The sequence below is a fragment of the Lysinibacillus mangiferihumi genome, assembly GCF_003049665.1.
Lineage (GTDB): Bacteria > Bacillota > Bacilli > Bacillales_A > Planococcaceae > Lysinibacillus > Lysinibacillus mangiferihumi.
In genome coordinates this window covers 21,587-48,578 of sequence record NZ_PYWM01000004.1, presented here as the reverse complement: position 1 = coordinate 48,578, position 26,992 = coordinate 21,587, and the positions used below count along the sequence as shown (strand labels likewise).

The 26,992-nt window shown below is 36.0% G+C and carries 23 protein-coding genes and 1 other annotated feature; of the genes, 19 read left to right on the top strand and 4 right to left on the bottom strand.

Translation table 11 applies throughout. The features are described 5' to 3' along the window. Positions 1-36: 36 nt before the first annotated feature. The 7 genes from iolG (at position 37) to C9J37_RS05450 (ending at position 7,808) form a co-directional block, all read left to right on the top strand. Positions 37-1,032: an inositol 2-dehydrogenase gene (iolG, locus tag C9J37_RS05480; protein WP_107894584.1), complete on the top strand. Its 996-nt coding sequence runs from the start codon at positions 37-39 to the stop codon at positions 1,030-1,032. A 21-nt stretch (positions 1,033-1,053) separates the two neighbouring features. After that, complete coding sequence (gene iolC, locus C9J37_RS05475) at positions 1,054-2,049, top strand: 5-dehydro-2-deoxygluconokinase (RefSeq protein ID WP_107894583.1); 996 nt, start codon at positions 1,054-1,056, stop codon at positions 2,047-2,049. Between the two features lie 129 nt (positions 2,050-2,178). Further along, positions 2,179-4,095: a 3D-(3,5/4)-trihydroxycyclohexane-1,2-dione acylhydrolase (decyclizing) gene (gene iolD / locus C9J37_RS05470; RefSeq protein WP_107894582.1), complete on the top strand. Its 1,917-nt coding sequence runs from the start codon at positions 2,179-2,181 to the stop codon at positions 4,093-4,095. A gap of 70 nt (positions 4,096-4,165) precedes the next feature. Next, on the top strand, positions 4,166-4,750 hold the full coding sequence (locus C9J37_RS05465; protein ID WP_201262137.1) for an IS607 family transposase: 585 nt from the start codon (positions 4,166-4,168) through the stop codon (positions 4,748-4,750). Next, positions 4,747-5,901 (top strand): RNA-guided endonuclease InsQ/TnpB family protein, encoded by a 1,155-nt coding sequence (locus C9J37_RS05460; RefSeq protein WP_107894580.1) that lies wholly within the window; start codon positions 4,747-4,749, stop codon positions 5,899-5,901. Before C9J37_RS05465 ends, C9J37_RS05460 begins: the two co-directional genes overlap by 4 nt. Before the next feature lie 161 nt (positions 5,902-6,062). Next, the gene (gene iolE, locus C9J37_RS05455) at positions 6,063-6,965 is read left to right on the top strand and encodes a myo-inosose-2 dehydratase (protein WP_201262132.1); all 903 of its coding nucleotides are present in this window, start codon (positions 6,063-6,065) and stop codon (positions 6,963-6,965) included. A 57-nt stretch (positions 6,966-7,022) separates the two neighbouring features. After that, a complete protein-coding gene (locus C9J37_RS05450) occupies positions 7,023-7,808 on the top strand; it encodes a 5-deoxy-glucuronate isomerase (protein WP_107894578.1) in 786 nt (261 codons plus the stop codon). 60 nt (positions 7,809-7,868) lie between these two features. Here C9J37_RS05450 and C9J37_RS05445 read toward each other — a convergent pair whose 3' ends face one another. Together C9J37_RS05445 and C9J37_RS05440 are read right to left on the bottom strand one after the other, a co-directional pair. Then, positions 7,869-8,258 carry a hypothetical protein gene (locus C9J37_RS05445; protein WP_227665417.1) on the bottom strand — a complete coding sequence of 130 codons (390 nt, stop codon included), beginning with the start codon at positions 8,256-8,258 and terminating at the stop codon, positions 7,869-7,871. Next, positions 8,248-9,057: a hypothetical protein gene (locus C9J37_RS05440; RefSeq protein ID WP_235617035.1), complete on the bottom strand. Its 810-nt coding sequence runs from the start codon at positions 9,055-9,057 to the stop codon at positions 8,248-8,250. Before C9J37_RS05440 ends, C9J37_RS05445 begins: the two co-directional genes overlap by 11 nt. A gap of 293 nt (positions 9,058-9,350) precedes the next feature. Here C9J37_RS05440 and C9J37_RS05435 point away from each other — a divergent pair, with 293 nt between their 5' ends. Both C9J37_RS05435 and C9J37_RS05430 read left to right on the top strand, forming a co-directional pair. After that, positions 9,351-10,184, top strand: a complete 834-nt coding sequence (locus C9J37_RS05435) for a metallophosphoesterase (protein ID WP_107894577.1) — start codon at positions 9,351-9,353, stop codon at positions 10,182-10,184. A gap of 109 nt (positions 10,185-10,293) precedes the next feature. Beyond that, entirely contained in the window at positions 10,294-10,902 is a 609-nt protein-coding gene (locus tag C9J37_RS05430; protein WP_107894720.1) for a peptidylprolyl isomerase, read from the top strand. 139 nt (positions 10,903-11,041) lie between these two features. Here C9J37_RS05430 and C9J37_RS05425 read toward each other — a convergent pair whose 3' ends face one another. Together C9J37_RS05425 and C9J37_RS05420 are read right to left on the bottom strand one after the other, a co-directional pair. Continuing rightward, positions 11,042-11,389 (bottom strand): BRCT domain-containing protein, encoded by a 348-nt coding sequence (locus C9J37_RS05425; RefSeq protein WP_107894576.1) that lies wholly within the window; start codon positions 11,387-11,389, stop codon positions 11,042-11,044. A 74-nt stretch (positions 11,390-11,463) separates the two neighbouring features. Further along, entirely contained in the window at positions 11,464-11,820 is a 357-nt protein-coding gene (locus C9J37_RS05420) for a YbgA family protein (protein WP_107894719.1), read from the bottom strand. Between the two features lie 151 nt (positions 11,821-11,971). Further along, positions 11,972-12,187: a binding site (T-box leader), on the top strand. A 203-nt stretch (positions 12,188-12,390) separates the two neighbouring features. Between C9J37_RS05420 and proS the strand changes: the two genes are divergently transcribed. The 10 genes from proS to C9J37_RS05370 all read left to right on the top strand — a co-directional run bounded on the left by proS (position 12,391) and on the right by C9J37_RS05370 (position 26,729). After that, a complete protein-coding gene (gene proS / locus C9J37_RS05415) occupies positions 12,391-13,827 on the top strand; it encodes a proline--tRNA ligase (RefSeq protein WP_107894575.1) in 1,437 nt (478 codons plus the stop codon). 1,183 nt (positions 13,828-15,010) lie between these two features. Beyond that, positions 15,011-15,187 (top strand): competence pheromone ComX, encoded by a 177-nt coding sequence (locus C9J37_RS05410; protein WP_107894574.1) that lies wholly within the window; start codon positions 15,011-15,013, stop codon positions 15,185-15,187. Between the two features lie 4 nt (positions 15,188-15,191). Then, the gene (locus C9J37_RS05405; protein WP_167397261.1) at positions 15,192-17,432 is read left to right on the top strand and encodes a sensor histidine kinase; all 2,241 of its coding nucleotides are present in this window, start codon (positions 15,192-15,194) and stop codon (positions 17,430-17,432) included. Next, positions 17,419-18,048, top strand: a complete 630-nt coding sequence (locus C9J37_RS05400) for a response regulator (RefSeq protein ID WP_137067728.1) — start codon at positions 17,419-17,421, stop codon at positions 18,046-18,048. Before C9J37_RS05405 ends, C9J37_RS05400 begins: the two co-directional genes overlap by 14 nt. 467 nt (positions 18,049-18,515) lie before the next feature. Then, complete coding sequence (locus C9J37_RS05395; protein WP_107894571.1) at positions 18,516-19,838, top strand: MFS transporter; 1,323 nt, start codon at positions 18,516-18,518, stop codon at positions 19,836-19,838. 55 nt (positions 19,839-19,893) lie between these two features. Further along, positions 19,894-22,248, top strand: coding sequence for an ABC transporter permease (locus tag C9J37_RS05390; RefSeq protein WP_107894570.1), 2,355 nt, complete (start codon positions 19,894-19,896; stop codon positions 22,246-22,248). A gap of 33 nt (positions 22,249-22,281) precedes the next feature. Beyond that, positions 22,282-23,085, top strand: a complete 804-nt coding sequence (locus tag C9J37_RS05385; protein WP_107894569.1) for an ABC transporter ATP-binding protein — start codon at positions 22,282-22,284, stop codon at positions 23,083-23,085. A gap of 88 nt (positions 23,086-23,173) precedes the next feature. Next, on the top strand, positions 23,174-23,854 hold the full coding sequence (locus tag C9J37_RS05380) for a 4'-phosphopantetheinyl transferase family protein (protein WP_107894568.1): 681 nt from the start codon (positions 23,174-23,176) through the stop codon (positions 23,852-23,854). 439 nt (positions 23,855-24,293) lie between these two features. Continuing rightward, positions 24,294-24,545 (top strand): phage holin, encoded by a 252-nt coding sequence (locus C9J37_RS05375; RefSeq protein ID WP_024361536.1) that lies wholly within the window; start codon positions 24,294-24,296, stop codon positions 24,543-24,545. A gap of 93 nt (positions 24,546-24,638) precedes the next feature. Beyond that, positions 24,639-26,729 (top strand): DUF2339 domain-containing protein, encoded by a 2,091-nt coding sequence (locus C9J37_RS05370; protein WP_107894567.1) that lies wholly within the window; start codon positions 24,639-24,641, stop codon positions 26,727-26,729. The last annotated feature ends 263 nt before the right edge of the window (positions 26,730-26,992 follow it).

The following is a 26,992-nucleotide window of genomic DNA, read 5'->3' as shown; positions in this document are numbered from 1 at the left end:
TAGGTAAGCGATTTCCTAAAAGAGGGAGTTGAAAGCATGATTACTGTCGGGGTGATTGGAGCTGGTCGTATTGGACAGCTTCATATTGACAATTTAGCATTACTACCATCCGTAAAAATTAAATCAGTTGCTGACGTATATATAGACAATATTTACGATTGGGCACAACAAAGAGATATTGTAAATATAACAAACAATCCAATGGCTATTATCCAAGACCCAGAAATTGATGCAATTCTTATTTGTAGCCCAACAACAACGCATATGGAGCTTATTAAAGCGGCTGCGCGTGCAAAAAAACATATTTTTTGCGAGAAGCCTATAACATTTTCGACAACATCAACACAAGAAGCACTAACAGTCGTAAAGGAACAAGGTGTCAAGTTACAAGTAGGCTTTAATAGACGTTTTGATACGAACTTTCGTACAATCCGCAATCAAATTGCAAATGGGGTTATTGGTACAGCACATACACTACGTATTACATCACGTGATCCACACCCCCCGCCGATTGAATACGTGAAAACATCCGGAGGCTTATTCATGGACATGATGATTCATGATTTCGATATGGCACGTTATGTAATGCAATCTGATGTTGTTGAAGTACATGCAAAAGGGGCAGTATTGATTGATGAAAAAATTGGAGAAGTTGGCGATGTCGATACGGCAATCGTGTTACTAACATTTGCAAACGGTAGTATCGGAACAATTGAAAATAGTCGCCAAGCGGTCTATGGCTATGATCAACGTTTGGAAGTTTTCGGTGAACTAGGTGCTTTAGTAGTTGAAAATAATCGCCCCTCCAATATTACACATTTCAGCACAGAGGGCGTTATAACAGATAAGCCCTACCACTTTTTCTTAGAAAGATACAGGCAAGCGTATATTGATGAAATGAAAGAATTCGCCGCAGCTATTATTAATAATACAGATATAGTGTGCACAGGCAACGACGGTCTTCAAGCAGAGCGTATTGCGGAGGCCGCAAAGAAATCTATGCAAATAGGTCGACCAGTAAGTATTTCTTAGTTGAAGAAGGAGGCGAAAATCGTGACTACGATAACATTTCCACAAGGAAAACAATTTGATTTGGTCGCAATTGGTCGTTTATGTATTGATTTAAATGCAAATGAAATTAATCGGCCAATGGAAGAGACGATGACATTTACAAAGTATGTTGGAGGATCCCCTGCAAATATTGCGATTGGCTTAGCTAATTTAGGGTTGAACATCAGTTTTATTGGCAAAATAGCCAATGATCAAATGGGGAATTTTATTCGAAATTATTTAGCCCAAAAAAATATTGATACATCGAATATCGTTATCGATAAAACAAACGCAGTAACAGGCCTTACATTTACAGAAATTAAAAGTCCTAGTGATTGTAGCATATTAATGTATCGCAACAATGTAGCGGATTTACTTCTCCATCCTGTAGAGGTTCAAGAGGGGCTTATTGCGAACTCAAAAGCATTACTTATTTCGGGTACTGCACTTGCTTCCAGCCCCTCTCGTGAAGCGGTATTTTTAGCTCTAGACTATGCCGTAAAGCATGGTATTCGCATCATTTTCGACTTGGATTATCGTCCATATACATGGCGGGACGAAGCGGAAACAGCGGTGTATTATAATCTAGCTGCAGAGAAATGTGACATCATCATCGGGACACGTGAAGAGTTTAATATGATGGAAAAGGTTCTACATGTACAGTTGGATGATGAGCAGACAGCTTCAAAATGGTTCACCTATAAAGCACAGCTTGTTGTCATTAAACACGGCGGTGATGGCTCAATTGCTTACGCAAAGGATGGTAGTCGGACGAAAAGTGGGGTATTTCGCACAAGTGTCTTAAAATCTTTTGGTGCAGGTGACTCCTATGCATCGGCATTCATCTACAAGCTGATGCAAGGTGAAACCGTAGACGTAGCAATGAAATATGGCAGTGCCTCTGCATCCATTGTGATAGCTAAGCATAGCTGCTCGGATGCAATGCCTACATTAGATGAGCTAGAGCAGAAAGTAAAAAACGGGACATATGAAACATAATAAATAAAGGATGCTAGAACAATTTATAGCATTTTTGACTGATAATATATGAGCGTTATGTATATGTAGCTTTGAAAGGGGCTACCTTTCGAAGTCTTCCTATTGCATCCATTACAGGAGGGGCGACAGATGGAAACAATTCGTTTAACGACAGCACAAGCACTTGTTAAATTTTTAAATGCGCAATTTGTACATTTTAATGGACAAGAGCAACGCTTCGTCGAAGGTATTTTCACGATCTTTGGTCACGGCAATGTTTTAGGACTTGGGCAAGCTTTAGAGGAAAATCCAGGTCATTTAAAAGTTTATCAAGGCCGAAATGAGCAGGGGATGGCACATGTTGCAATGGCATTTGCCAAACAGCGTAACCGCAAACAGATATTAGCTTGTACTTCATCCGTTGGTCCTGGATCAGCTAATATGGTGACAGCTGCAGCCACTGCTACGGCTAACCAAATTCCATTGTTATTGTTACCAGGGGATGTCTTTATGACAAGACAACCCGATCCCGTACTGCAACAAATTGAGCAAACACATAATTTATCAATTTCTACAAATGATGCATTCCAAGCAGTATCTAAATATTGGGATCGTATCGCACGACCTGAACAGCTTATTTCCGCAATGATTAACGCAATGCGAGTGCTGACGAACGTTGAAGATACGGGCGCAGTAGTCATTGCTTTACCTCAAGATGTGCAAGGGGAAGCTTGGGATTTCCCACTTTCTTTCTTTAACAAGCGTGTACATATGATTGAACGTCGTACACCAAATCCCTCATCAATTGAAGCGATTGCCACAACGATTCGCCAAAAGAAAAAGCCACTTCTTATTGTCGGAGGAGGGGTGCGTTATTCGGAAGCCGGCAAAGAAGTATTAGCTTTTGCGAAAAAATTCGAAATGCCATTCGCAGAAACACAAGCCGGAAAAAGTACCATTTCTTCATCTGAACAATTAAATGTAGGTGGGATTGGGGTTACTGGAAATCTATGTGCCAATGAACTTGCCAAACAAGCAGATGTCATTATTGGGCTTGGTACACGCTTTACCGATTTTACGACAGCATCCAAAAGCTTATTTGCAGATAAAGATATCATCACTATCAATGCTTCACCATTTCATGCACAAAAACTTGATGCACAGTATGTTATTGCTGATGTCAAAGAAGGCATTAAAGCTTTAGAAGAGGAATTAAATGGATACTGTGCAAATTTTACGGAGCTAGAGACACTAAAAAGCAAATGGCAGATGGAACGTAATCGACTTGCAAATTGTGTTTATAACGAAAATTATGGACCAGAAATCTCGGGTCATTTAGATGATGAGCTACATGACTATGTGGAAGCACTTCAAACGCAATTAACACAAACAAAGGTGTTATTACACATAAATAAATTAATCGAACATGACGCGATTATTACAGGTGCTGCGGGAAGCTTACCCGGGGATTTACAGAGACTTTGGGAAAGCCAGACAACGAATACGTACCATATGGAATATGGTTATTCGTGTATGGGGTATGAAATTGCAGCTGCTCTCGGTGTGAAATTAGCGAGTCCGAAGCAAGAAGTGTATACGATGGTTGGTGATGGCAGTTTCCTAATGCTCCATTCCGAATTAGTGACAAGTCTACAAGAAAATAAAAAAATTAATATATTGCTATTTGATAATGCAGGATTTGGCTGTATTAACAACCTTCAAATGGCAAACGGTATGGGAAGCTTTCAAACAGAATTTCGTTACCGCGACCAGCAAACAAATAAAACAAATGGTTCTGTTATGGCAATTGATTATGCAAAAATTGGCGAAGGTTATGGCTTGAAAACATACCGTATTACATCGATTTCTGAATTAGAAGCTGCAATGAAAGACGCAAAATCCTCAGCGATTAGTACACTATTTGATATTAAAGTTTTACCTAAAACAATGACAGATGGCTATGGTGCTTGGTGGCATGTAGGAATTGCGGAAACATCCAATAATCCGAAAGTACAATTAGCATATAAGGAAAAAGAGCAAAACTTACAAGCAGCCCGCAAGTATTAAGGAGAAATAAAACTGTTATCAAAACATTATGATAAGTAATCATTCGTTATAAATTATATTCATGGAAAAGATGTATAAACCAAAAGAATTTGCCTCTATGTTAGGGGTAGCTGTTATTACGCTTCAACGTTGGGATAGAGAAGGCAAATTAATCGCTTATCGAAACCCTAAAGGAAGGAGATATTACACACATGCTCAGTACGAGCAATATATGGGTATTAGTGAAAATAAAGTAGGTAAGACGATGATTTATGCCAGAGTTTCAAATCGAGGGCAAAAAGATGATTTAGATAATCAAATTGAATTTTTGAAAACATTCGCGAATTCAAGAGGGATTATTGTTGATGAGGTTATAACAGACATTGCAAGCGGTTTGAATGACAATCGAAAAAAGTGGAATGAGTTAATTGAGCTGGCACAACAAAAAGAACTAAGTCAGATTATTATTTCACATAAAGACCGATTTGTGCGCTTTGGTTATGATTGGTTTGAAGCATTTTTGAAAAAATTTGGTGTTGGAATTGTTGTTGTGAATAATGAAAAGTTATCTCCACAAGAAGAACTTGTGCAAGATTTAATTTCAATCATTCATGTATTTTCTTGTCGAATTTATGGTTTAAGAAAATATAAGAAGATTAAGGATGATGAGCTATGAAAAAAGCTTTTAAGACAGAAATCATTCTTTTTAAAGCACAGCAACAAAAAATGAATCAAACCATCGGTACATGTCGTTATGTATATAATCTATATCTTTCTAAAGCACAAAATCACTACAAACAAACAGGTAAGCATTTGTCAGGCTATGATTTTTCAAAATGGCTAAACAATGTGTATGTGAAAGAACAAGATTGTTGGATTAAAGATGTGTCGAGCAAAGCCGTTAAACAAGCCATTATGAATGGTGATCGTGCCTTTAAAAATTTCTTTAAAGGCATTACGAAGTTCCCACGTTTTAAGAAAAAGAAAGACCAGCAGGTGAAAGCATACTTCCCGAAAAACAACCAAACGGATTTGTTAGTAGAACGTCATCGCATTAAAGTACCCACAATCGGATGGGTGCGCTTAAAGGAGTACGGCTACATTCCAACAGATAGGGTTGTGAAAAGCTGCACGATTTCACAGCAAGGGAATCGATATTGTATTTCAGTGTTATGTGAAATGGATACACCACAAACTATTCTTATTTCAGAACATGACGGAATCGGTGTAGATGTAGGACTGAAAGAATTTGCGGTGTGCAGTCATCATGAAATATTTTCAAATATTAACAAAACACCTAAAATAAAAAAGCTTGAAAAACAGTTGAAACGACAACAGCGAAAGCTTAGTCGTAGCTATGAACAAAATAAAAATAGAAAGGTAGGTGAAATCTGCTACAAAAACAGGCAAAAGCAATTAATCAGATTGCAAAAATTGCATGTTAGATTGACGAATATTCGTAGAGAATACACTCGTTTTGTCGTGAATCAACTGGTGAAAGCCAAGCCAGCGTATATCACAATTGAAGATTTAAACGTCAAAGGTATGATGAAAAATCGTCATTTATCAAAAGCAGTGGCACAACAAAATTTCCATTATTTCAAGGAATGGTTGCTTGGAAAATGCAAAGAGTGTGGTATTGAATTGCGACAAGTAAGCCGCTTTTATCCATCGTCTAAGCTATGTTCGTGCTGTGGTGCGAAAAAGGTAAAGCTAAGCTTATTAGATAGAACATACCACTGCAATAACTGTCAAATTGAAATTAACCGAGACTTTAATGCCAGTTTAAATCTGAAATATGCAACAGAATATGAAGTATTAACTTAACTAAACTTCATATATGTACGGTGGGCTACATCGGAATTTACGCTTGTGGAGTGTTACACAAACCGCAGTAGCGAGCAAGTGGCGAGGCGGGACACGGAGAAGCAAGAAATCATCTAGCATTGTCAAATGACTATTTTTGATAATGTTTTTAGTAGCAGGTGATGTTCGTGTTAGATAAAGAGAATATTAAATTAGGAATTGCGCCAATTGGTTGGACTAATGATGATTTGCCAGAGCTAGGTCGTGAGATTACATTCGAACAATGTATTAGCGAAATGGCATTAGCAGGCTTTACTGGATGTGAAATTGGCAACAAGTTTCCGAAAGATCCTGCTATATTGCATTCCTATTTAGATATTCGAGGATTACAAGTCGCTTCTGCCTGGTTTAGTTCCTATTTAACGACAGCACCTTACAAAGAAACAGAACAAGCATTTTTAGTACATCGTGATTTTCTATATGCAATGGGTGCAAAAGTCATTGTTGTTTCTGAACAAGGTAAAAGCATTCAAGGACAACCGGATGTAAGCATAATGCAAAATAAACCGACTTTTAATCAACAGGAATGGGAATTACTGACGACTGGTTTAGAAAAGCTTGGTGCCCTTGCACAACAAAAAGATATGCGCATTGTCTATCATCATCATATGGGAACAGGTATTCAAACCGTATCAGAAATTGACCGTTTAATGGCTGAAACAGACAAGGGGCTTGTGTCTTTATTATTTGATTGTGGGCACTTATATTTTGCTGGGGAAGATTATTTAGCCGTTCTCAAAAAACACGCGAACCGCATTCATCATGTGCATTTAAAAGATGTTCGAGATGAAGTGCTCACGCTTGTTAAACATGAACAATTAAGCTTTTTAGATGCGGTAAAGGCGGGCATCTACACAGTACCGGGGGATGGTCAAATTGATTTCGAACCGATTTTTAAGGAGTTAGCAACAATGAATTACAAAGGCTGGTGCATTGTAGAGGCTGAGCAAGACCCTGCAAAAGCAAATCCATTTAAATATGCAAAAATTGCTCGTTCTTATATTGCTAATTTAACAGGCATATAGGGCTTGTTCTAGAATACTGTATGAATTTGTATAGATGTGATGGGAAGGTGTGAAATAATGTATAAAACAATAGGCAAGTTTCAGCATGGATACAACGCAATAACACATCGCACAGACGATACAAAGATGCTAATGGATATCGGGGTTTATTTATTGCGCAAAGGCGAGACAATTATACTTTACGATATAGAGTGTGAGACAGTCATACTACCACTTGAAGGCTTTGTCAAATTATCGTGGGAAGATCAATCGAAAGAGGTTTGCCGAGAAGATATTTTTCAACAATCGCCGCATTGCCTGCACGTATGCAAAGGGATTGAAATCATCATAGAAGCATTAGCAGAAAGTGAAGTGCTTATTCAAAAAACCAATAATCACAACATCTTTGCAAGCCGTTTATATTTACCAGAAGAATGTACGAGTGAGGAGGCTGGTGCAAATACGTTAGATAAAACGTCATACCGTACAATCCGAACGATTTTTGATTATTCAACTGCCCCTTATTCAAATTTAGTCATTGGTGAAGTGATTTCTCACCCAGGTCGTTGGTCAAGCTATCCTCCACATCATCATAAACAGCCAGAAGTGTATTACTATCGATTCAATAAAGAGCAAGGCTTCGGTTGTGCAATGGTTGGTGATGAAGCGTTTCGCGTCAAGCATAATAGCTTTCTTACCATACCTGGAGGATTAGACCATCCGCAAGCGACAGCCCCAGGCTATGCAATGTATTTTTGCTGGATGATTCGTCATTTAGAAAATGCCCCATGGACAGAACGGATATTTGAAGCAGAGCATAAATGGCTGCTCGAAAACGATTGCAAAGTTTGGCCAAATACTTAATTTATAGCGATATCGCAATAGCTAGTTGTCGTTATTTTGTCGATAACTAGCTATTCTCCATTATGTTTCCAAATCAGGGTAGTATAAATCTTTACGTAAACAGACATCTCGATGTGTCAATGTTTCACCTTTAAAGCGTAACCAAATCTCGTCATCTGCCATAACGCCATGTGTTTTACGGACAATGCCCCAGCGATTGTAGGCTTGTAAACCTAGACTTTCAAGAAGCTCCTGTGCATTCATGCGAGTAGGGGGGAAAGTCCGCCATTTCAGCCAACGTTCTAATTCTTCTAGGGTAATATGCCCTTCCATGTTTGGTGAAAATTGCTTATTGAAATCTTCAATATAATTAACGACATAAGGTGTACCACCATTAGCTGGCTTTAAATCTACAGAAGCAATCACCTCGTCCATCCACATGACATCAAATTTCATAAAATCAATCATCATTATCACCTTCTATCCATAACTTTTGAAATATAGGGTCATTCAGTTGTGATAGTAAAACGGTTTTTGCACGTCCAAAATCTAAAGGACTATCTTCCAGGCGTGCTATTAAAAGCTTTTTATTAATAAACGGTGGGCCATCATAAAGTGAAAGTTGCTTTGCAAACGATGAATTAAGTGGCTTTGCTTTTACTTTTCGTTTTAAAATGGAAATCGGTTTACCTTGTGCATAATCTTTTTCATCAGATAATAGGCTTAACCCATTGTCAAAAATAGGTGCGAGTGACCATGATCTATGCTTAGGGTCATACAAAAATAAGATGTTATTGGTATGACGGTCTTCATTTAAAATGAGTGCATCAAAAGCAAATAATTGTGCCAATTCCTTTCGTATGTTAAGCCCTGTAAAGCTTTCAATTTGTGCAGATAGTTGCTGGAATTTCTCTGCTGTTGATAGTGTCTTGTCCGTAGTAATAGCATCAGTTGTGGTGAAATTTGCCTCAAATAACCGTTCGAGTGTAACTTCTTGTAATTCTCCACGAAAATCATATGAATAACATCCTCTAGTCATTTCACCATCAGGTAATTCAATTTCACAAGGAAAGTATTGAACGTAGCGGTTGATAGGCAAACTGGAGCAGCTAAGTACAAGAGTCGCCAATACTTCTGCATGACTTTCATAGCCACGAGCATTTTGTTTTACCCACTTATCGCCAATACGCCATTTTGATTGGTCGCCTTTACTAGATGTACTAATTATAGGCTGTGCCGATTTAGGAATACTGACCCTTTCGATTTGCATTGTACCACGTCCTTAATATGACTTTCCTCTATTATACATAAGAGATACTGCAAATCCCTATAGCATTAGCAGTTTTTTGCTAATAATGTATGGCTTCTTCAGTAAAAATGATTTACAGTATGGAGTGGTGGTAGTAGACTCGTATATTCGTTTTACCATAAGGTTTGATTTAGTTAAATCAACATAAACAAAGAACGAGCATCGGTTGGGTGCACGTTCTTTTTTAGTACCTTTTCAGTTGTGAAAAGAGCTTAATACGCACCTATCAGTTTGAAAGGGGCATTCGCAGTCGAATGAAGAACTTTAAAATAGTTGTAAAAATCGTTTTATTAGTCGTGGTATTAATAGGTTTACTTGTAGGATACGCTTTTAAAATTGAACCAAAGATGCTCGTCGTTCATTCGTATCATTTGAATGAAGACAAAGGTGAATCAGTTAAAATAGTTCAAATATCAGATATTCAAGTTAGTGAAACATATACCGTCAATCAATTAAATCGTTTAGTCGAAAAGATTAATCAGATTTCGCCTGATATGATTGTGTTTACAGGGGATTTATTCGAAAATTTTTCTGCGTTTCCACAAAAACAAGAAGTCACCGATAGTTTATCGCAACTTAACGCGACGGTGGGGAAATTTGCAGTATGGGGAAATCGCGATTATGGTGGCGGAGCTTTTAAAATCTATGAAGATTTATTAACGAATGCTGATTTTACATTATTGAATAATAATGGCGTTACGGTTCCAGTTTCAAATGATAAAAAACTATTTATCGGAGGAATTGATGATGGTTTACTTGGAAAGCCGGATATAGACCTGTTGCTATCGCAAATGGATGATACGTATGATTATGAAATTGTACTTATGCATGAGCCAGATATGGCAGAGCTTTTAAAAGATACTTCTGTTAATTTGCTGTTAGCTGGACATAGTCATGGAGGGCAAATACGGATTCCCTTTATGAAAACTATAAAGACGTCGTTGGCTGAAAAATATGACGATGGATTTTATACGATTAATAAAGACAATGGCATGCAGCTTTATGTCAATACGGGTATTGGCACGTCTAGAATCGCTGCTCGTTTTATGGTTCCGCCTGAAATCGCTGTTTTTACTATTCATTTGTAAGTTTAAAGTTGTGATGAATAATCTCGTAGTTATATACTTTAATAAACTGATATAGGGAGTGGTAAGACTATTGGCACAATCTAGAGTACTGTATGTTGTTTTTAGCCTAATGGCAGTAGTTTTTATTGTGACGGGTTGTGGGACGTCAAAAGAGGATAAGACAGCGGAAGAAAAAGTAGATTATGCATCGGCTGTGAAAGAAAATCCAATTGTGACGATTACAATGAACGATGATAAAAAAATTGTGATTGAACTAGAGCCTAAAGTAGCACCGAATACAGTGGCGAATTTTATTACCTTAGTAAACAAAGGATTTTATGATGGGCTTATTTTTCATCGTGTAATTCCTGGCTTTATGATTCAAGGAGGCGATCCTTCAGGAAATGGATCAGGTGGTCCTGATTATTCAATCAAAGGTGAGTTTGCTAAGAATGGCTTTGAAAATAATTTAAAACATGAACGCGGTGTCATTTCAATGGCACGGACGGACGACCCAAATTCTGCGGGCTCCCAATTTTTTATTATGACAGAAGAAGCGTCACATCTTGATAAAAAATATGCTGCATTTGGCAAAGTGATTGAAGGAATGGAAACGGTAGATGAAATCGTTGCCGTTGAACGTGATGCCACAGATAAGCCATTAGAAGATCAAATCATGAAAAAAGTTGAAGTGGATACAAAGGGCTTTGACTACCCTGCACCAGTAGTGCAAAAATAGTACGCACATTAAAATACACGTTGATTGGATGCGGTGAAGCGCAGCTGGTCAACGTGTTTTTATGTAGGAGATTACATTTGTTCCGTCTATACGGTGTTAATTGTCAAACCTATTGCAGTTCGCTATTTCGCGGTAGCAGTTATTGTAAAGAAGATGGGATATAGTCTTTTTGCATGGAAATAAGCCAAATAAAATCATCTTCAGCAATAATTTGAATGTCATATCCAAGTTGGATGAGTTGCTCTGCTTTTAAATGTTTCGTGCTTTTGCCTCGTCGGTTTTGGCCAAGAATAACAAAAGTTGTGTCCTTAGTCACAGCCCCTTGCATTAAACCGCCACAAGCTCGTGCTTTTTTTGCAGCTTCTGCGCGTGTCATCGTGGAAAGAGCCCCTGTAAAGACGATTTGTTTATTATAAAATGGATGCGTTATACGTTCGGTTGGATTTGTAAGAAAGATAACGTCATTGTTGTCCTTATTTGTGTTCATATAGATTCTCTCCTAAGAGCTTGATAGTAAGGGGGGTGCTTGTTTGTAGACTTGCATTGAGGCAATAACTACTTCTACTGTATTTGTAAAATAGTACTTTCACGTAAATAAGTAACGTTATATTGAATGGCTAATTGTTGTAAAAAACAAAGTAGCGCTGGTATTTGATAAGTAAGAAGCAATTGCTCGTATGTTCGTTTTTCTTCTATTGAGGCTACTTTACGGAAATACCCCCACATATGCTGACAGGCATTGCGCATGCTGCCTTCAGTTGGCGTTTGTTGTAATGCAACTTCGATTAATTGTTTAATTTGCTCATGGCTCATCATGTCGCGCATTGCCAGACGGAGTTGATTGTAATGCTTTTGGCTATGGAACATGACGCGATATTTTTCTTCACGCCATAATTTTTCTGTTAGTTGACGTTGCATATAATCACCTTTCATATAAGTGTTTCAAACTCATTCTACTTGATTTAATGAAAACATCAAAATGTTTTAATGTTGGTATTTATTTTAACGTTCAATGACCTATCGTAATGATTGAATTACATTTAGCAAATTGGTATATTAATGTATACATATACAATCGATGATGTGATTAAGTAAATAAGAATTGTGAAACAGAAAATATAGCCTAGGCTGAGAGCTATAGCACCCCTTCTTATTGAACCCTACCACGGAGATGTCAGTTAACAACTAACCGAGTCGTTTCGTTACAAACGTTTAGAGGGCGTAATATGCATATTATGCCGAACTAAGGTGGTACCACGTCAACTAGCGTAAAGACGTCCTTTATTAGGATGCTTTATGCTTTTTTTATGAACTTGATTTAGCATTAGCTAGGGGATGAAGACGAAATATATGGACGCATGCCAAATTAAGTTAAATGCCCCGGTGGGTATCGCAGATTTTAAAAGGAGCTATTTGAGCAGGCTCTAAAAAAATCAGATGCAATTTTGCCAAAGCAAAATAGATTTTTCAAAATAGGAGGAGAAAAAGATGTCTCAAAAAACAAACGATTTTTCAAAATGGTATGTGGAAACGATACAAAAGGCGGATTTAATGGATTATACGCCGGTTCGTGGTTGTATTGCCTTTAAACCAGATGGCTATGAACTGTGGGAGCATATTCAAGCGGAGATGGATAAGCGTTTTAAGGAAACAGGGCACCGCAATGCCTACTTCCCAATGCTCATTCCAGAATCTTTTTTCCAAAAGGAAAAGGATCATATTGAAGGATTTTCACCAGAGCTTCCTTGGGTGACCGAAGCGGCAGGTGAACAATTAGAAGAGCGTTTAGCGCTACGCCCAACTTCGGAAACAATGATTGGGCATTTGTATTCTAATTGGATTAAAAGTTATCGAGACCTTCCTGTTTTAATCAATCAATGGGCCAATGTATTCCGTTGGGAAAAGAAAACGCTACCGTTTATCCGTACTTCAGAATTTTTATGGCAAGAAGGTCATACGGCGCATGTCGATGAAGAAGATGCACGGAAAGAAACAATGCAAATGTTAGCTATTTATAAAGAAGTTGTCGAAGGACTATTAGCCATTCCTGTCTATGATGGGCAAAAAACACCATCAGAACGTTTTGCTGGAGCAGTTGATACATTTTCCATTGAAGCGATGATGAAGGATGGCAAGGCCGTACAAGCAGGGACATCTCATTATTTAGGTACGAAATTTGCCGAAGCTTTTGATATCAAATATTTAAATAAAGAAAATAAACATGTCCATGTGCATACAACATCGTGGGGAACGTCTACCCGTTTAATCGGTTCTGTTATTATGGTGCATGGTGATGAACAAGGTCTTGTTTTACCGCCAAGAATCGCTCCAACGCAAGTTGTGTTAATCCCAGTCGGTCCGTGGAAAAAGAACCCTAAGATTATCGAGAAATTAGATGAAATTTTTGTAGCGTTAAAAGCAAAGGGTATTCGTGTGCGTCTTGATGATTCAGACCAATCACCTGGTTATAAGTTTAATGAATGGGAGCTAAAAGGTGTACCTGTGCGTATTGAATTGGGGCCACGTGATTTAGAAAATCAGCAAGGCTTAATGAAAGCCCGTGATGAAGAAGAAAAAGTAACTGTTTCTTTAGACACAATTGTTAAAAGCATAGAAACAGAACTTGAAACGATGCAAACGCGACTATTTGAAAAAGCAAAAGCTTTCCGTGCAAACAACTCCCATACCCATATCGATTCAATGGAACAGTTAAAACAGCATTTAGCTCAATCTGAACAAAATGAAACAATCCCAGGTTGGATTTTAGCGGGTTGGTGTGGAGATGATGTGTGTGAAGAAAAGGTAAAAGAAGAAACAAAATTTACAACTCGTAATATACCATTTAACCCACCAGTTACAAAGCATACTTGCATTCATTGTGGGAAAAAAGCACAACATACAGTTTGGTTTGCGCGCGCTTACTAAATCTAACTTTGTATGGTAGAAAGAGGCTGGGACATAACTAAAAAAATTTAAGGAACAGAGGAAAGGTGTTCAAAAATTTTGCTATATGGAGAACTTAGCTATTCTTGCTTTTGCAATAAATAAAAAACTAGAAATGTTCGCTAGTTGTGGGTAGCGGAGGCGGTGACTCCTGCTCACAACGCACACAGCGTAAGACGCGGGCATTCTGCGCGTTAGCGAGGGTTGCGGCTTACTGTGCTGAGCGGAAAGCACCGCCGAAGCGGACAACAACGGCGCAGCAAAAAAAGTGTTAGATTGACTGCCATCAATCTAACACCTTTTCTCTTTTATCCCAGCCTCTCAGAGTATTGACAAAAGGCATCAAGAAGTGGAATCCACTCTTGATGCCTTTCTAACTGAATTGTGCTTCGATTTATAGTATTAAAATGGATTTTCGTTATGATTTCCTATCTTTGTACAGTATTTATAGTGATGTTCTTAAATAATTTCTTGCTATATTTTTACTAATAAAAGATATGAAACTATAGTTGCGGAATTATGTAATATAATGCATTATATTGTTAATAGGTATTAATATTTATGAATATATTTACAATTTTAGTATTTTAGGTATAATAGTAATGATTGGAAAAAAGATAACTGTCATGAGTCATAGATGACAAATTTAATGATTAGCTCTTAAACAGATTGTAAATAGATGGGTTTCCCATTAATGTAAAAGAGAGAAATCACCATTATTATTTATCCCTCTAATGCCGGGGATACATAACAGTCAAAATTTAAATTGCATTTCTTTATTACTCGGAGAAGTATTAGCAACTGGAAAGTATATTGAAAAGCTTGAAATGAGTGCACACTATATTGCAATGGTTGCTCAGTTAAATAATGATTATGGCGACACATTAAACTTACAAATATTCACATAAAAAGGAGCATTGCCAATATTGTATCTATTACAATATGAAGATTCAGCATTGGATGAATTACGCTTGTATTATAGTCAGCAGGCGATTCAACAATGAATATTTGCATTATGCCACAGCAAATCGGAGCTTCAGGGTTATCTATATATACATCTATTACAGTCTAAATATCGTAATCTTGCACTTGAATTACTAAAAGAAATTTATCCAACCTAAGATGTATCACTATTCGAAAAATATATTTAAGAGGTGTGAAGGACATGTTAGAAATCATTCAATATCTTCATAAAAAGCCCAACATTTTAGACCTTTTAAAAGAAAATAGAATTTCACTTTTAAATGTAAATGAGTTAGAGCAAAGTTTAACTGTAGAATCCTTTAAACACGGTGAAAAGAAAACATTTAAGGATCCGCATGCAACGTTTTGGCGTCCGTAAACATATGAAACAAGAAAAGGCTAATATCTTAATTTCGCTTTTTCTCACTTTTTTCATACAATTGTATTGTTTATCCGTTGTCGTTAACGGGCCTATTATTGGGATTACACTAGTTCAATCACAAGATCAAAGTTGGTATATTCAACAGATTGAAGAGGAAAGTTGGGCAGCATCTCAAAATTTAGTGCCCTATACGAAAGTTTTAGAATTAGATGGGATGAAGCTGTCAGCCAATACTTCATCCCCTTTTCTAATTACACAAGCGCACAGCATAACAATATGGCATGAAGGAAAAGTGGAAAAGTTAATCGTGTCGAATAAGAATATAAACGCACAATTAATAAAGCAGTTAATTATGCCATTATTATATACCTTAATCACAACTGCTTTTTGTCTTTTTTTATTTAAACAAATACTTACTAAGAACAAACAGTATTTGATTTTTCATTTACAATTTACAGCATTAGCTTATATAAGTGCAGGTGCAGCAGGACGAGGAGATTTCATTAGTACTGTTATTAATTCATTAGCAATCTTCCTTAGCATTGTGAATTGTATTTTCTACTGTAATTATTTTTTAAGAACAATGGATGATGCTTTTCAAAAAAAGTTGCGTAATGTTTTTTTTGTTATCGGTATAACGATTGTAGTGATGAATATAGTGAGGATTTTCATGAAAGATCTACTTAAAGTGCAGACTATATTTGAACTATCAGTATATTTAATTTTATGCTGCTTACTGGCTATTAATATTATGATCGCAGCTAAAAGCAATACTAAATACTATGCCAAACCATTATTCTGCATCTTTTTTTTAGGCATTGGACCGTTTGTATTATGTTATGGAATTCCAACAATTTTTAATGTGCATCCATTTCTACCAGCAGATGTGACGGCGTTGTTTTTATTAGTGGTCCCTATTTGTCTGATTTACTTAGAAATGGCAGGAAATTTTGTTAACTTACAATATGCGCTTAATCGCATGTTTTCACATTTACAATTGGCGATTCCATTTAGTCTCGTGTTATCATTTATTTTACTATCTCTTGAGGAAGTACGCTCGTTTTACATATATAGTCTTTATTTTTTGATTACATTTATTTCCTCCATTTTACTGTTGTCATACAAGGAAAGTATGGAAGTACGGAATGCTCGTTATTTAAGTACTTTAAAGAACTATAATTTTTCCAATTTTTACCGATTCATTAAATCATCAGCACATTATGCTACTAACTTCGACAAGCTTATGGAATATATTAAACAAGAGCTAAATCTAATGTTAATGCTGAATAATATTGAGATTATAGAAGATAATTTAACGCAATCTCTTGGTTATATAGAAGAACATAAATGTCGTGTTATTTGTCCCAATTTAATTTATAAACATGACACGAAATACATATTGGTACTCTATGAAACAGTAGACTCTAAGTTGTTAGCAATCACAGACACAAAATTTCGTAAAATACCGTCCGAATCTTTAAAAATGCTTGAACTATTTTTGTACTATGTTCAAAGCATTATCGATAATTCACTTAAGTTGGATGAACTTATGGCACAACTGACGAAGTTAGACAAATTGCATGCACCTCGATGGTATAATAGGTTATGGATTTTGTCTTCAGAGAAAGAACGTTTACGGTTATCTACAGAGATACATGATACGATTTTACAAGATTTGATTCGTATGAGTCGTAATATGGAAGAAGCTGCAACAAAAGAACAAGATGACAAAGAGGCTTTTATGCATTTGCGTGAAGAAGTACTGGATATTGTGGATAATACAAGAGAAATTTGTGAAAATTTATATCCGCCTTTAATCGATAGACTTGGTCTACACCGCTCGTTAGAGGAGTTAATACAGAAATGTAAAATTCGGTTTAACTTTTTGATTAAAGAGGATTTTCAAAGGATTGAAGGTTTATCATTGCAGCAATCCACTACAATCTATCGTATTATTCAAGAGTTGCTCTCCAATGCAAATAAACATTCACAGGCACAGTCCGTCTATATTTCATTGACATCCCGAGCACAAAAAGTTTTTATTGAATATTGGGATGATGGAATTGGTATTGATGAAAATATTCAACAAGACTGTATGAAAAGTATAGGACTAATGGGAATGAAGGAACGTATAAAGTATTATCAGGGGACATTTTTAATAAGATCAAATCAGCCGCAAGGGACAAACATTAAACTATCTATGAAAATAGGTGAGGATTTTGAAAATAATGGTATTGGATGATCATATTGCTATTGGTGAAGGCACACGGGCCATATTGCAAGCTGAACTAGACTGTCAAGCAGTGGTGTTTACAGATCCCTGTATTGCTTTACAGCACTTATCCGAATCATTTTATGATATCTACTTAATTGATTTTAACTTAGCAGGAATGGATGGACTGCAATTTATTGAAAAATTACTTAAAATTCATCCTGAAGCAATTGCGATTATTTATACAGGTTATAATATCGAGAAATATTTACCCGAATTATTAAACAAGGGGATATCAGGATTTATTAGTAAAACGGAAAGTAGAAAACAATTGATTGATACAATTCAATATGCACATGAAGGGAAAGTTATTATTTCACTTTCGCTTCTTAAAAAGCTGTATGTACATAATGTTGGAGCTAAAGATTCTATAAATCTGACAGAGAGAGAACGACAAATTTTAGATTTTGTCAGAGATGGATATACTAATAAGGCTATTGCACTAGAAATTCATTTAAGCCAACGGACAATAGAGAAAGTATTAAGCACAATTTTTTCTAAGCTTGGTGTCGAATCACGAGCAGAGGCAGCTGTTAAATGGAATGAATTAACTACTTTAGAAACGGATAAATATCATTTTAATTAAGTAGTAAGAATCAATTAATGTTTATATATTATACGTTTTTTACTAATAATATAATAATTTTTGTAATATTCATACACATCTATAACGACAAAACACTGTTTAAGTGTTTTTGTCGTTTTTTTTACTTTGTTATCAACTAGTGTAAATATTTATTTTTTAATGTCAAGTGTGGTTTTCCGTATTATTTTAATCGGAAACCCGCCCTATAAAGTACGGTAAATATATTGGTAGAATTTAAATAACGAGTTTTGGTGGTTTAGATGTAACTTCAAAGGAATATTTATATTGGAAAATTCTCAAATAGGAGAAGTTCTTACTTTGTTTTTTAAGAATGTTATTCAAAATTAATAAATTATAGTAAAACTATAGTTAAAAAGTTATTATGTGGTAAATACTATTTTTTATTTAACGGCTAAAACTGTAAAATATTATTGGAGTAAATTTTAAAAAGAAGGAGGACTCGAATTATGAATGACGTAAAGACAGATGCAGGATTTAAAAAGTTCTTGGTCATCTGGATGGGGGAGCTGATATCTAATATCGGTACTGGTATGACTGCCTTCGGTCTTGGCGTATACGTTTGGCAACTTACGAAATCCGCATTGGATGTTGCTATGGTTGAAATGGCAGCGCTACTACCCATGATCTTATTCAGTCCGGCTGCAGGAGTTCTTGCAGATCGATTTGACAGAAGACTCCTTATGATTATTGGTGATTGTGTCTCAGGGTTGGGACTCATTTTGTTATTAGTGCTAATGAATACAGGAAATATTCAAGTATGGCAAATCTGTCTTTGTGTAGGATTTAGTTCAGCCTTCGCATCATTATTAGATCCAGCGTATAAAGCAACACTAACGGATTTACTATCAGAGGATGAATATGCAAAGGCAAGTGGTATGGTGGGGATTGCTTCCTCTTCTAAATTTTTGATTTCACCAATTATTGGTGGTCTAATTTTAGCATTTTACAGTATGGAATTAATTATCATCATTGATATTTTGACACTTGCTGTAACAGTTTCAACAATTCTTTTTGTAAGAAAATCGCTTTCGGTAAAGCCTTTGGAGAAAAAGGATTTAGACTTTTTCAAAGATTTAAAAGAAGGTTGGCAAATTATTGTGGAATCAAAAGGGGTTATGCTTCTTATAGTACTGGTTTCCGTTTTAATGTTCTATATGGGAATTATTCAAGTACTATCAAAACCGATGATTTTATCATTTGCCAGTGAGAAAACAACCGGAATACTTCAGACAGTTGTAGCATGCGGTATGATGGTATCCAGTATTTTGATTGGTACGGGAATTATCAAGAGAAATTTTGTGAAAGTAATGGTCGTTAGTTTCGTTGTATCTGGTATAACGATGGCAGGATTCGGCGCCACAACAAGTATCCCAGTTATTATTATTTCCGGATTTTTATTCTTTGCTTCATTGCCATTTGCAACGACATGTATTGATGTTTTAATACGAAAATCGATAGACAATGAGAAGCAAGGTAGAGCATGGGGACTGATTTCTTTAATATCACAAATAGGTTTCGTCGTTGCTTACGTTATTGCAGGTGTTCTGGCCGATTACGTATTTAACCCAGCGTTAGTTGAAGGAGGCATTCTAGCAAATTCTGTTGGAAAAATTATAGGTACTGGTGAAACAAGGGGAATTGGTTTTTTAATCATTCTTTCTGGAGTAGGACTAATAATTACGGCATTATTTGTTTCAAAATCTAAAGGTATTCGAGAAATGGAAAAACAAAAAGATACTGAGCTAATACCAACTGAGCAGTCAATTTAATAATAAAAATTTAATAAATAGGTAAGTCGTGTAGTTAGATGAAGGAGGAATAGCTTTGTTTCTGAAAATGGTAAAGAATGATTGCTACAGAAAGAAAATTGTTACGGCAACAATATTTATTTTTATAACGATGGCAGTAATTTTAGGAGCTAGTGCAACAAATATCATTGCAAATTTAACGCAGTCAATGTCAGAACTGCAAGAAAGAGCACACCCAGCCGATATCACGCAGATGCATGCAGGAGATTATAATCAGCGAGATATTGATAAATTTACAGAAGAACAACGTGAACATATTGCTATGCAGGAAACGATGGTTCTTCTCACTTTAGATGGAAATAATATACATTTTGGAAACAACAATACAATGGCAGGTACTGTACAGGACATATCATTTGTTGTTCAAAATAAAAGTTTTGATTATATATTGGATCTAAACAACAATAAGTTGGACGTAAAAGAAGGGACTGTAGCTGTTCCTATTTATTTTATGCAGCAATATAACTTAAAAGTTGGCGAAACGATTACGGTGAAAAGAGGCGATTATGAAAAGGAATTTACCATTTCAGATTATGCCCGAGATTATGAGATGAATTCTTCGCTTACTTCGTCAAAACGTTTTGTTATCAATCAATCTGATTATAATGAAATGTTGGTAAATCAAGTAGGCGAACGCGAATATTTAATTCAATTCAAACTACATGAGACTGGCGATGCTCAAGCTGTTCAGACAGCATATATTGATGCAGGTCTTCCGGCAAATGGACCTACAGTTGGCGGAAAAATATTCTTAATATTTAATGCAATGTCAGATACGATTGTAGCGATGGTTATTATACTGATTAGTATTTTGCTTATTATTATTGCATCGCTTTGTATTCGACTGACATTCTTAGCAACGATTGATGAGGATTTAAGAGAAATCGGTGTAATGAAAGCGATCGGAATCTCTAAGAAAGATATTAAAAAGGTATATCTTAATAAGTATAGAGCTATTTCTGTAGTTGCAGGTATTGTGGGATATTTACTGTCCTTTGTAGTTGTTAATCTGTTTACGGGGAATATGAGACTTTACATATCTTCTGATTTATCAGGTAACTTGAAATATGCACTTTCTCTTATAGCGCCATTATTTGTTTATTTCATCATTACGTTGTACTTCAAGAAAGTGCTAAAACGAATTGATAAGATTTCTGCTGTAGAAGCACTACGTTCAGATATTATGCAACGCGGTAAGAATAAGAAATATAGCTTCTCCCTGCTAAAAAATAAATTTTTCAGTACCAATATTTATATGGGTATTCGAGATGTATTTAAGCGTTTCAAATTATATAGATTACTTATCGTTATATTTGTTATCTGTACATTTATTATCATACTTCCAATAAATGTATATAATACGATGAATTCACCGGAATTCTCTACTTATATGGGTGTAGGGAAATCTGATATGAGGATTGACCTTCGAAAAACAGATACGATTACAGAAGATTATAAAAAATTGCAAGAAGAGTTAGCAAATGATCCAGATATTGAAAAATACGCTGCTTATATTACAGGCTCGTTTCAGGTTAAAAATGCAGAAGGTGCATGGGATTATATAAATATTGAAACCGGTGATTTTTCAGTATTTCCACTAAGTTATTTGGAGGGAAATGCGCCGAAAGAGGATGGAGAAATTGCTCTATCTTATGCGAATGCCTCTAAAGATGGATTAGATAAAAAAGTCGGAGATACGGTAATCGTAAAGGTTGCTGGAGCAGAGAAGAAGATGACAGTAAGTGGTATCTATCAAGATATTACAAATGGCGGGAAAACGGCAAAGGCCACAACAAGTCTTGAACTAAATGAAAATGCGATTCTTTGGTATATAGTGAACATGGATGTGGCTAAAGATGTCAATATTCCAGAAAAAATGGAATATTATCAAAGCCAATATGCCTCTGCACAGGTCAATGATATTAAAGAATATACTCAGCAAACGCTTGGCAATATTATTGGTCAAATGAGTACGGTTGTTATCGGTGGAATTGCCATTTCATTAATCATTATTGTTTTAATTACAGCCCTATTCTTGAGAATGTTATTATCAAAAGATATGTCTCAAATCGCTATTATGCGCAGTATGGGATTAACAGCCAATAATATTAAACAACAATATATGGCTGGAACACTACTAGTACTAATAATAGGAATTTTCTTAGGTGTACTAGTTTCGAATTACTTAGGAGAGTATCTTGTAAGTATGGGGATGTCTTCTATGGGCGCTGCGAAAATAGAGTTAGTAAACGTTGCATGGCAAACTTGGCTACTATGTCCTTTAGCATTAATAGTAGTAGTTGGTATCACGATCACTGTGTGCTGTAAAGTAACTGTAAAAGATGATTTATCTGTTATTTTAAAGGGTTAAGAAGCAGAAAGACGATGCAATGGAGGAATAGATATGAATAACATTTTAGAGGCGACAAGAATTAATAAAATAGTAGAATTAGGAAAAAACAATGAACTGCATATTTTAAAAGATGTAAATCTAGAAATTAAAGAGGGAGAATTTGTAGCCGTAATGGGTCCATCAGGCAGTGGAAAATCAACACTCTTATATAATGTAAGTGGTATGGATCGAATTTCCTCTGGCGATGTACTTTTTAAAGGGAATGAGATCGGCAAACTAAAAGAAGAAAATCTAGCGAAGATCCGATTAAATAATATGGGTTTTATATTCCAAAATATAAATCTTTTAAAAAACCTCTCGTTAATTGATAATGTTATGTTCCCTGCGCTTGTATCCAAAGATGCAGATAAAAATAAAGTATATAAAAGAGCAAAAAAATTACTAGAAATGACTGGAATTGCAGCGCTTGAAAATAATAATATTAATCAAGCTTCAGGGGGCCAGTTACAAAGGGTCGCGATATGTAGGGCATTAATTAATGATCCAGATATTCTATTTGGAGATGAACCGACAGGCGCATTAGATTCTAAATCAGCGACAGAAATTATGTCACTTTTAACAGAAATCAATAAAAAAGGTACAACAGTTATGCTGGTAACACATGATGCAAAAGTTGCTGCAAAAACTGAAAGAGTTCTATTTATGGTAGATGGAAAAATTGTCGCTTCTAAGAAAATGAATAAATTTGATGCGAAGGTTGACAATATTAAGGAAAGAGAAGAAAGCATTATGAAATGGATAGTGGAAAGTACCGATACTTATAGCAACAAGGGTGAAGAGAAGATGGCCAAGTAATTTACGCTTTTGTATTTCTTGTTGCAAAATTATACTATAAAGTGAAATCCAAAGACTAGCACTATTAAAATTTATATGGAGCACAATCATGATCTATAAATATGCAATAAAAATAACAGAAAAAGCGTATCAAGATATTTTCCAACAATTTGAGCTAAGGATATCTGCTGAAAGAAAAGAAAAAGTAAGCAAATTTCACTTTGATGAAGATAAAAAGCGCTCTATATTGGCAGAAGTTCTTCTGCGTCATTCTTTAAAGAGGGACTTTGGCATGACAAATGACCAGATTCATTTCACTATCAATGAATATGGTAAGCCTAATCTTCAAAATTTCGACCATATTCATTTTAATTTGGCGCATTCAGGTAACTGGGTTGTATGTGCAGTAAGTGATACGCCTATTGGAATAGATATAGAACAAGTAACAACGATAGAGATGGACATTGCAAAAGCCTATTTTACAAGCAGTGAGTATCAAGATATTTTAAGTCGACCAAAAGACAAACAAATACAGTATTTTTATAAACTTTGGACATTGAAAGAAAGTTATATAAAAGCTGAGGGAAAAGGATTGACTATTCCACTTGATTCTTTTTCGTTTTGCATTCAACCTGAAACAATACAATTGTATGAAAGCAACCAACTGTCACAAAAGTATAGCTTTCAATTGTTTGATTTAGATGATTGTCATATCGTTGCCTTGTGTTCCAAGCAGTTATCGAAAGAACCGATTTCCATTGTTTCTTTTGACAATATTGATATATGGTAATGTTTAGCGGGCTGTCCTAGTCATTTTGAGGACAGCCTGCTTTTTTTACAGGGTTTTTGGAAACCGTTATATAGCCGCTTAGAAGTATCTAGTAAAATTACTTCGACCACCGTCATTTTCCCAACGCTCAATATCTCTTCCATCTTCGTCCCACACATCGGGTCTTTCCCTACAAGACATTTGACATCCCCTTTATCAAATCGTTCCTTTCTATAGTATGTGAAGTTGTCACTTTTAGTTCATAGAAAAGGTTGTAAGCGCTGATAAGTCGATGTAAATCCCCGATTAACCCATGTAAATCATTGATTCATTAGCGCCTAGTGTGATAGAAAGTGTAACGACATTAGGAGGAAGCATTCCTTGCTAAAGCTATATTTTTGCATATGTGTCAAGTGACGTGGTGCATATACTGTGGTGAGGAGGGGGGAGGTGAGCATTTATGAGAATTAACTGGAAGATTCGATTCATGCATAAGCCGTTTTTATTAGCTTTATTTTCCATGCTGTTACTACTCGCTCAACAAGTGGGCGCCTTGTTTGGTTATGATTTAACAAGTGCAATGAGTGAGCAACTAACGTCCATTTTGAATACAGTGTTATCGATTCTTGTTTTAATGGGGGTTGTTGTCGATCCGACTACGAGTGGTACCAGTGATAGTGAACGTGCCTTAATGTATCGAAAACCTCGATAAAATTTAATTACAGTTATAAAAAAGTGTAATTTTACAATAAAAGTGAATGTGGTATAATGTAAGAAAATTCTAATCGCTAAGGGGGATGATGAATTGTCGCTAGAAATGGAGCAGCGAATTGCTAAGCTAGAAAAAGAGATGGTAGCGTTACGGCGGGAAATGGATGAGTTAAAGCACCAACAGTCACAAGAAAAGACAACGATACAAAACATCAACAAATCCATCACTGGCCAATCTGCCTTACCAATCGCAAAAGCTAAGCCAACGCCACCAATTTCGCCAATCCCAACAGCAAAAACAAATGTACAACAAGGGCGTTCAATCGAAGAGCAAATTATGTGGGCGCTTCCGAAAGTATTTATGGTTATTTTAGTATTGGGCGTGTTATGGGGGTTAAAACTAGTTAGTGATTATGGCTACCTATCAAACGAGGTGAAAATCATCCTCGCTTATTTATTATCCATCGTATTAGCAACCATAGCCTATGTAGTAGAACATAAAAAGCTAGGGTCACCAGCCGTAACCATTTCCTTATACGGAGGGGCATTTATCGTAGGTATTTTAACTACTGCTGCTGGTGCTATGCTATACGATGTATTGGGCTTAACATTAGCATTGTTTATTGCCATCCTATTTATTGGCTATGGCATAGCAATCAGCTATCTAAAGAAAAATGAGGTGCTTACTTTATTTGTCGCCTTTACTTCATTGTTATTACCGTATTTACTAGAATATATGGATTTTAGCGCATACATTATATTATTCTTTGTCATTGTCCTGTTTACAATGTTGCAATTTGTTATTCTGCAACATAAACAAAACATTGCGCTTTATGTCGCTACTTTTTTCTCAATTTTGGCAATTGGTATTGTCGCCTTTATGAATAATGATAATCAAGGAATGTTTGCATTAGGTTTGTTCATGACACTTGCTATTTTCTACACGAGTTGGTGTCGCTTGTATAATGCTGAATCGAAATGGAAGCACATTTATGTTGGACTGCAATTTAGTTTAGGGGTCTTTAGCTTACTAATGATGAACTTGATAAGTAGTCCACTTGACTATAAAGAGCTCCTACTGTTTGGTTTATGTATGTTATTTATAGTTATAGCGGGTTATGGCTATAAGCAAAAATGGCAGGAGGCATTTGATAGTGCCGTAACACTCGCATTTATTACTCTTTGTAATACGTTATTGATTATGAATATCCCTGAAAAAGTGGATGATTTACTTCTTCCATTCATACTATTTGCAGGCGTTATGATGAGCTTACGACTTCGAGCAAGTGTGATGAAAGTTGTCAGTTCAGTAGGATTTTTCATTGCACTTATGATTAGCTTTGTCATACACGAGCCAACTCCATTTTTTAGTATAGAACATCTCGCTTTATTGATGCCAGGGGTATATCTCTTCATTATTTATATGTATGCCATACGTCGTAAAGAAACATTAAATGCCTTTGAGAAATTAATGAAAGATTTATATGTGCTCGATTTATTAGCAGTTATTACAGCTAGTTACTTTATCGCTTATATAGGCAAGCTGGATAGTGTTTATATTGTAAGTGCTAGTAATACCCCACATCTAATGAGTATCAGCATTGTATTGTTGTTTGTAGGGTCACTGTTGCTACCAGTAACATTTAAAGGGCGGGCATTAACGCCAGTGCTGACTGTATTATTCTTGTTATTTACATTTATGTTAAACGTTATTCCTTCTAATATACAAGGGATTGAATGGCTCAATATTATGACACGGTTAACCTTCATTGCTACGATTATGGCCATCATCCTTGATTTGCTTATGAAGGGACGTATTTATCGAATCTATCAAGACTATATGCCGAAATTTTTAGATGCCATTGTTAGTATAGGTGTAGTAAGTACGATGCTAGCAGTATGTGGTCTTGTGTCACAACTCGCTTATAACGACTTACTAGATTGGAAGCTTAGCATTGCACTAACAACAATTACGCTCTTTCTAACGGCAAGCCTATCACTGTGGCTTGGCGCAGTGCGGCACTTACGAATACTGCGACTTTCCGGCTTTATCATATTAGCCATCGCCTTTATAAAGCTGATATTCTTCGACTTATCCGCACTCGATTTATTAATACGCGCAATACTTTTCATCTCAATTGGTGGCATCGGCATGCTACTGTCGGGCCGATTGTTGAGGAAATAAAAATAAAGACTGTTTACTAGTGTGACTAGTAAATGGTCTTTTATTTTACCGTGCAATTTTTTGTCCATAAAAAAGTGCCCCAAAGACGTGCCATTGCTATATGAAGGTGACAGGAACACGGATAGCGGCTGTAGAATTTTATAATTATGATTCACCAATAATGAAATCAAACACAAGTTAGAAACACTAGCAGAATGTAGAGTCTACTATTACCACGACCGTCGAGGTCACAACCTTATTATAAAGGACAACAAGTATAAGCA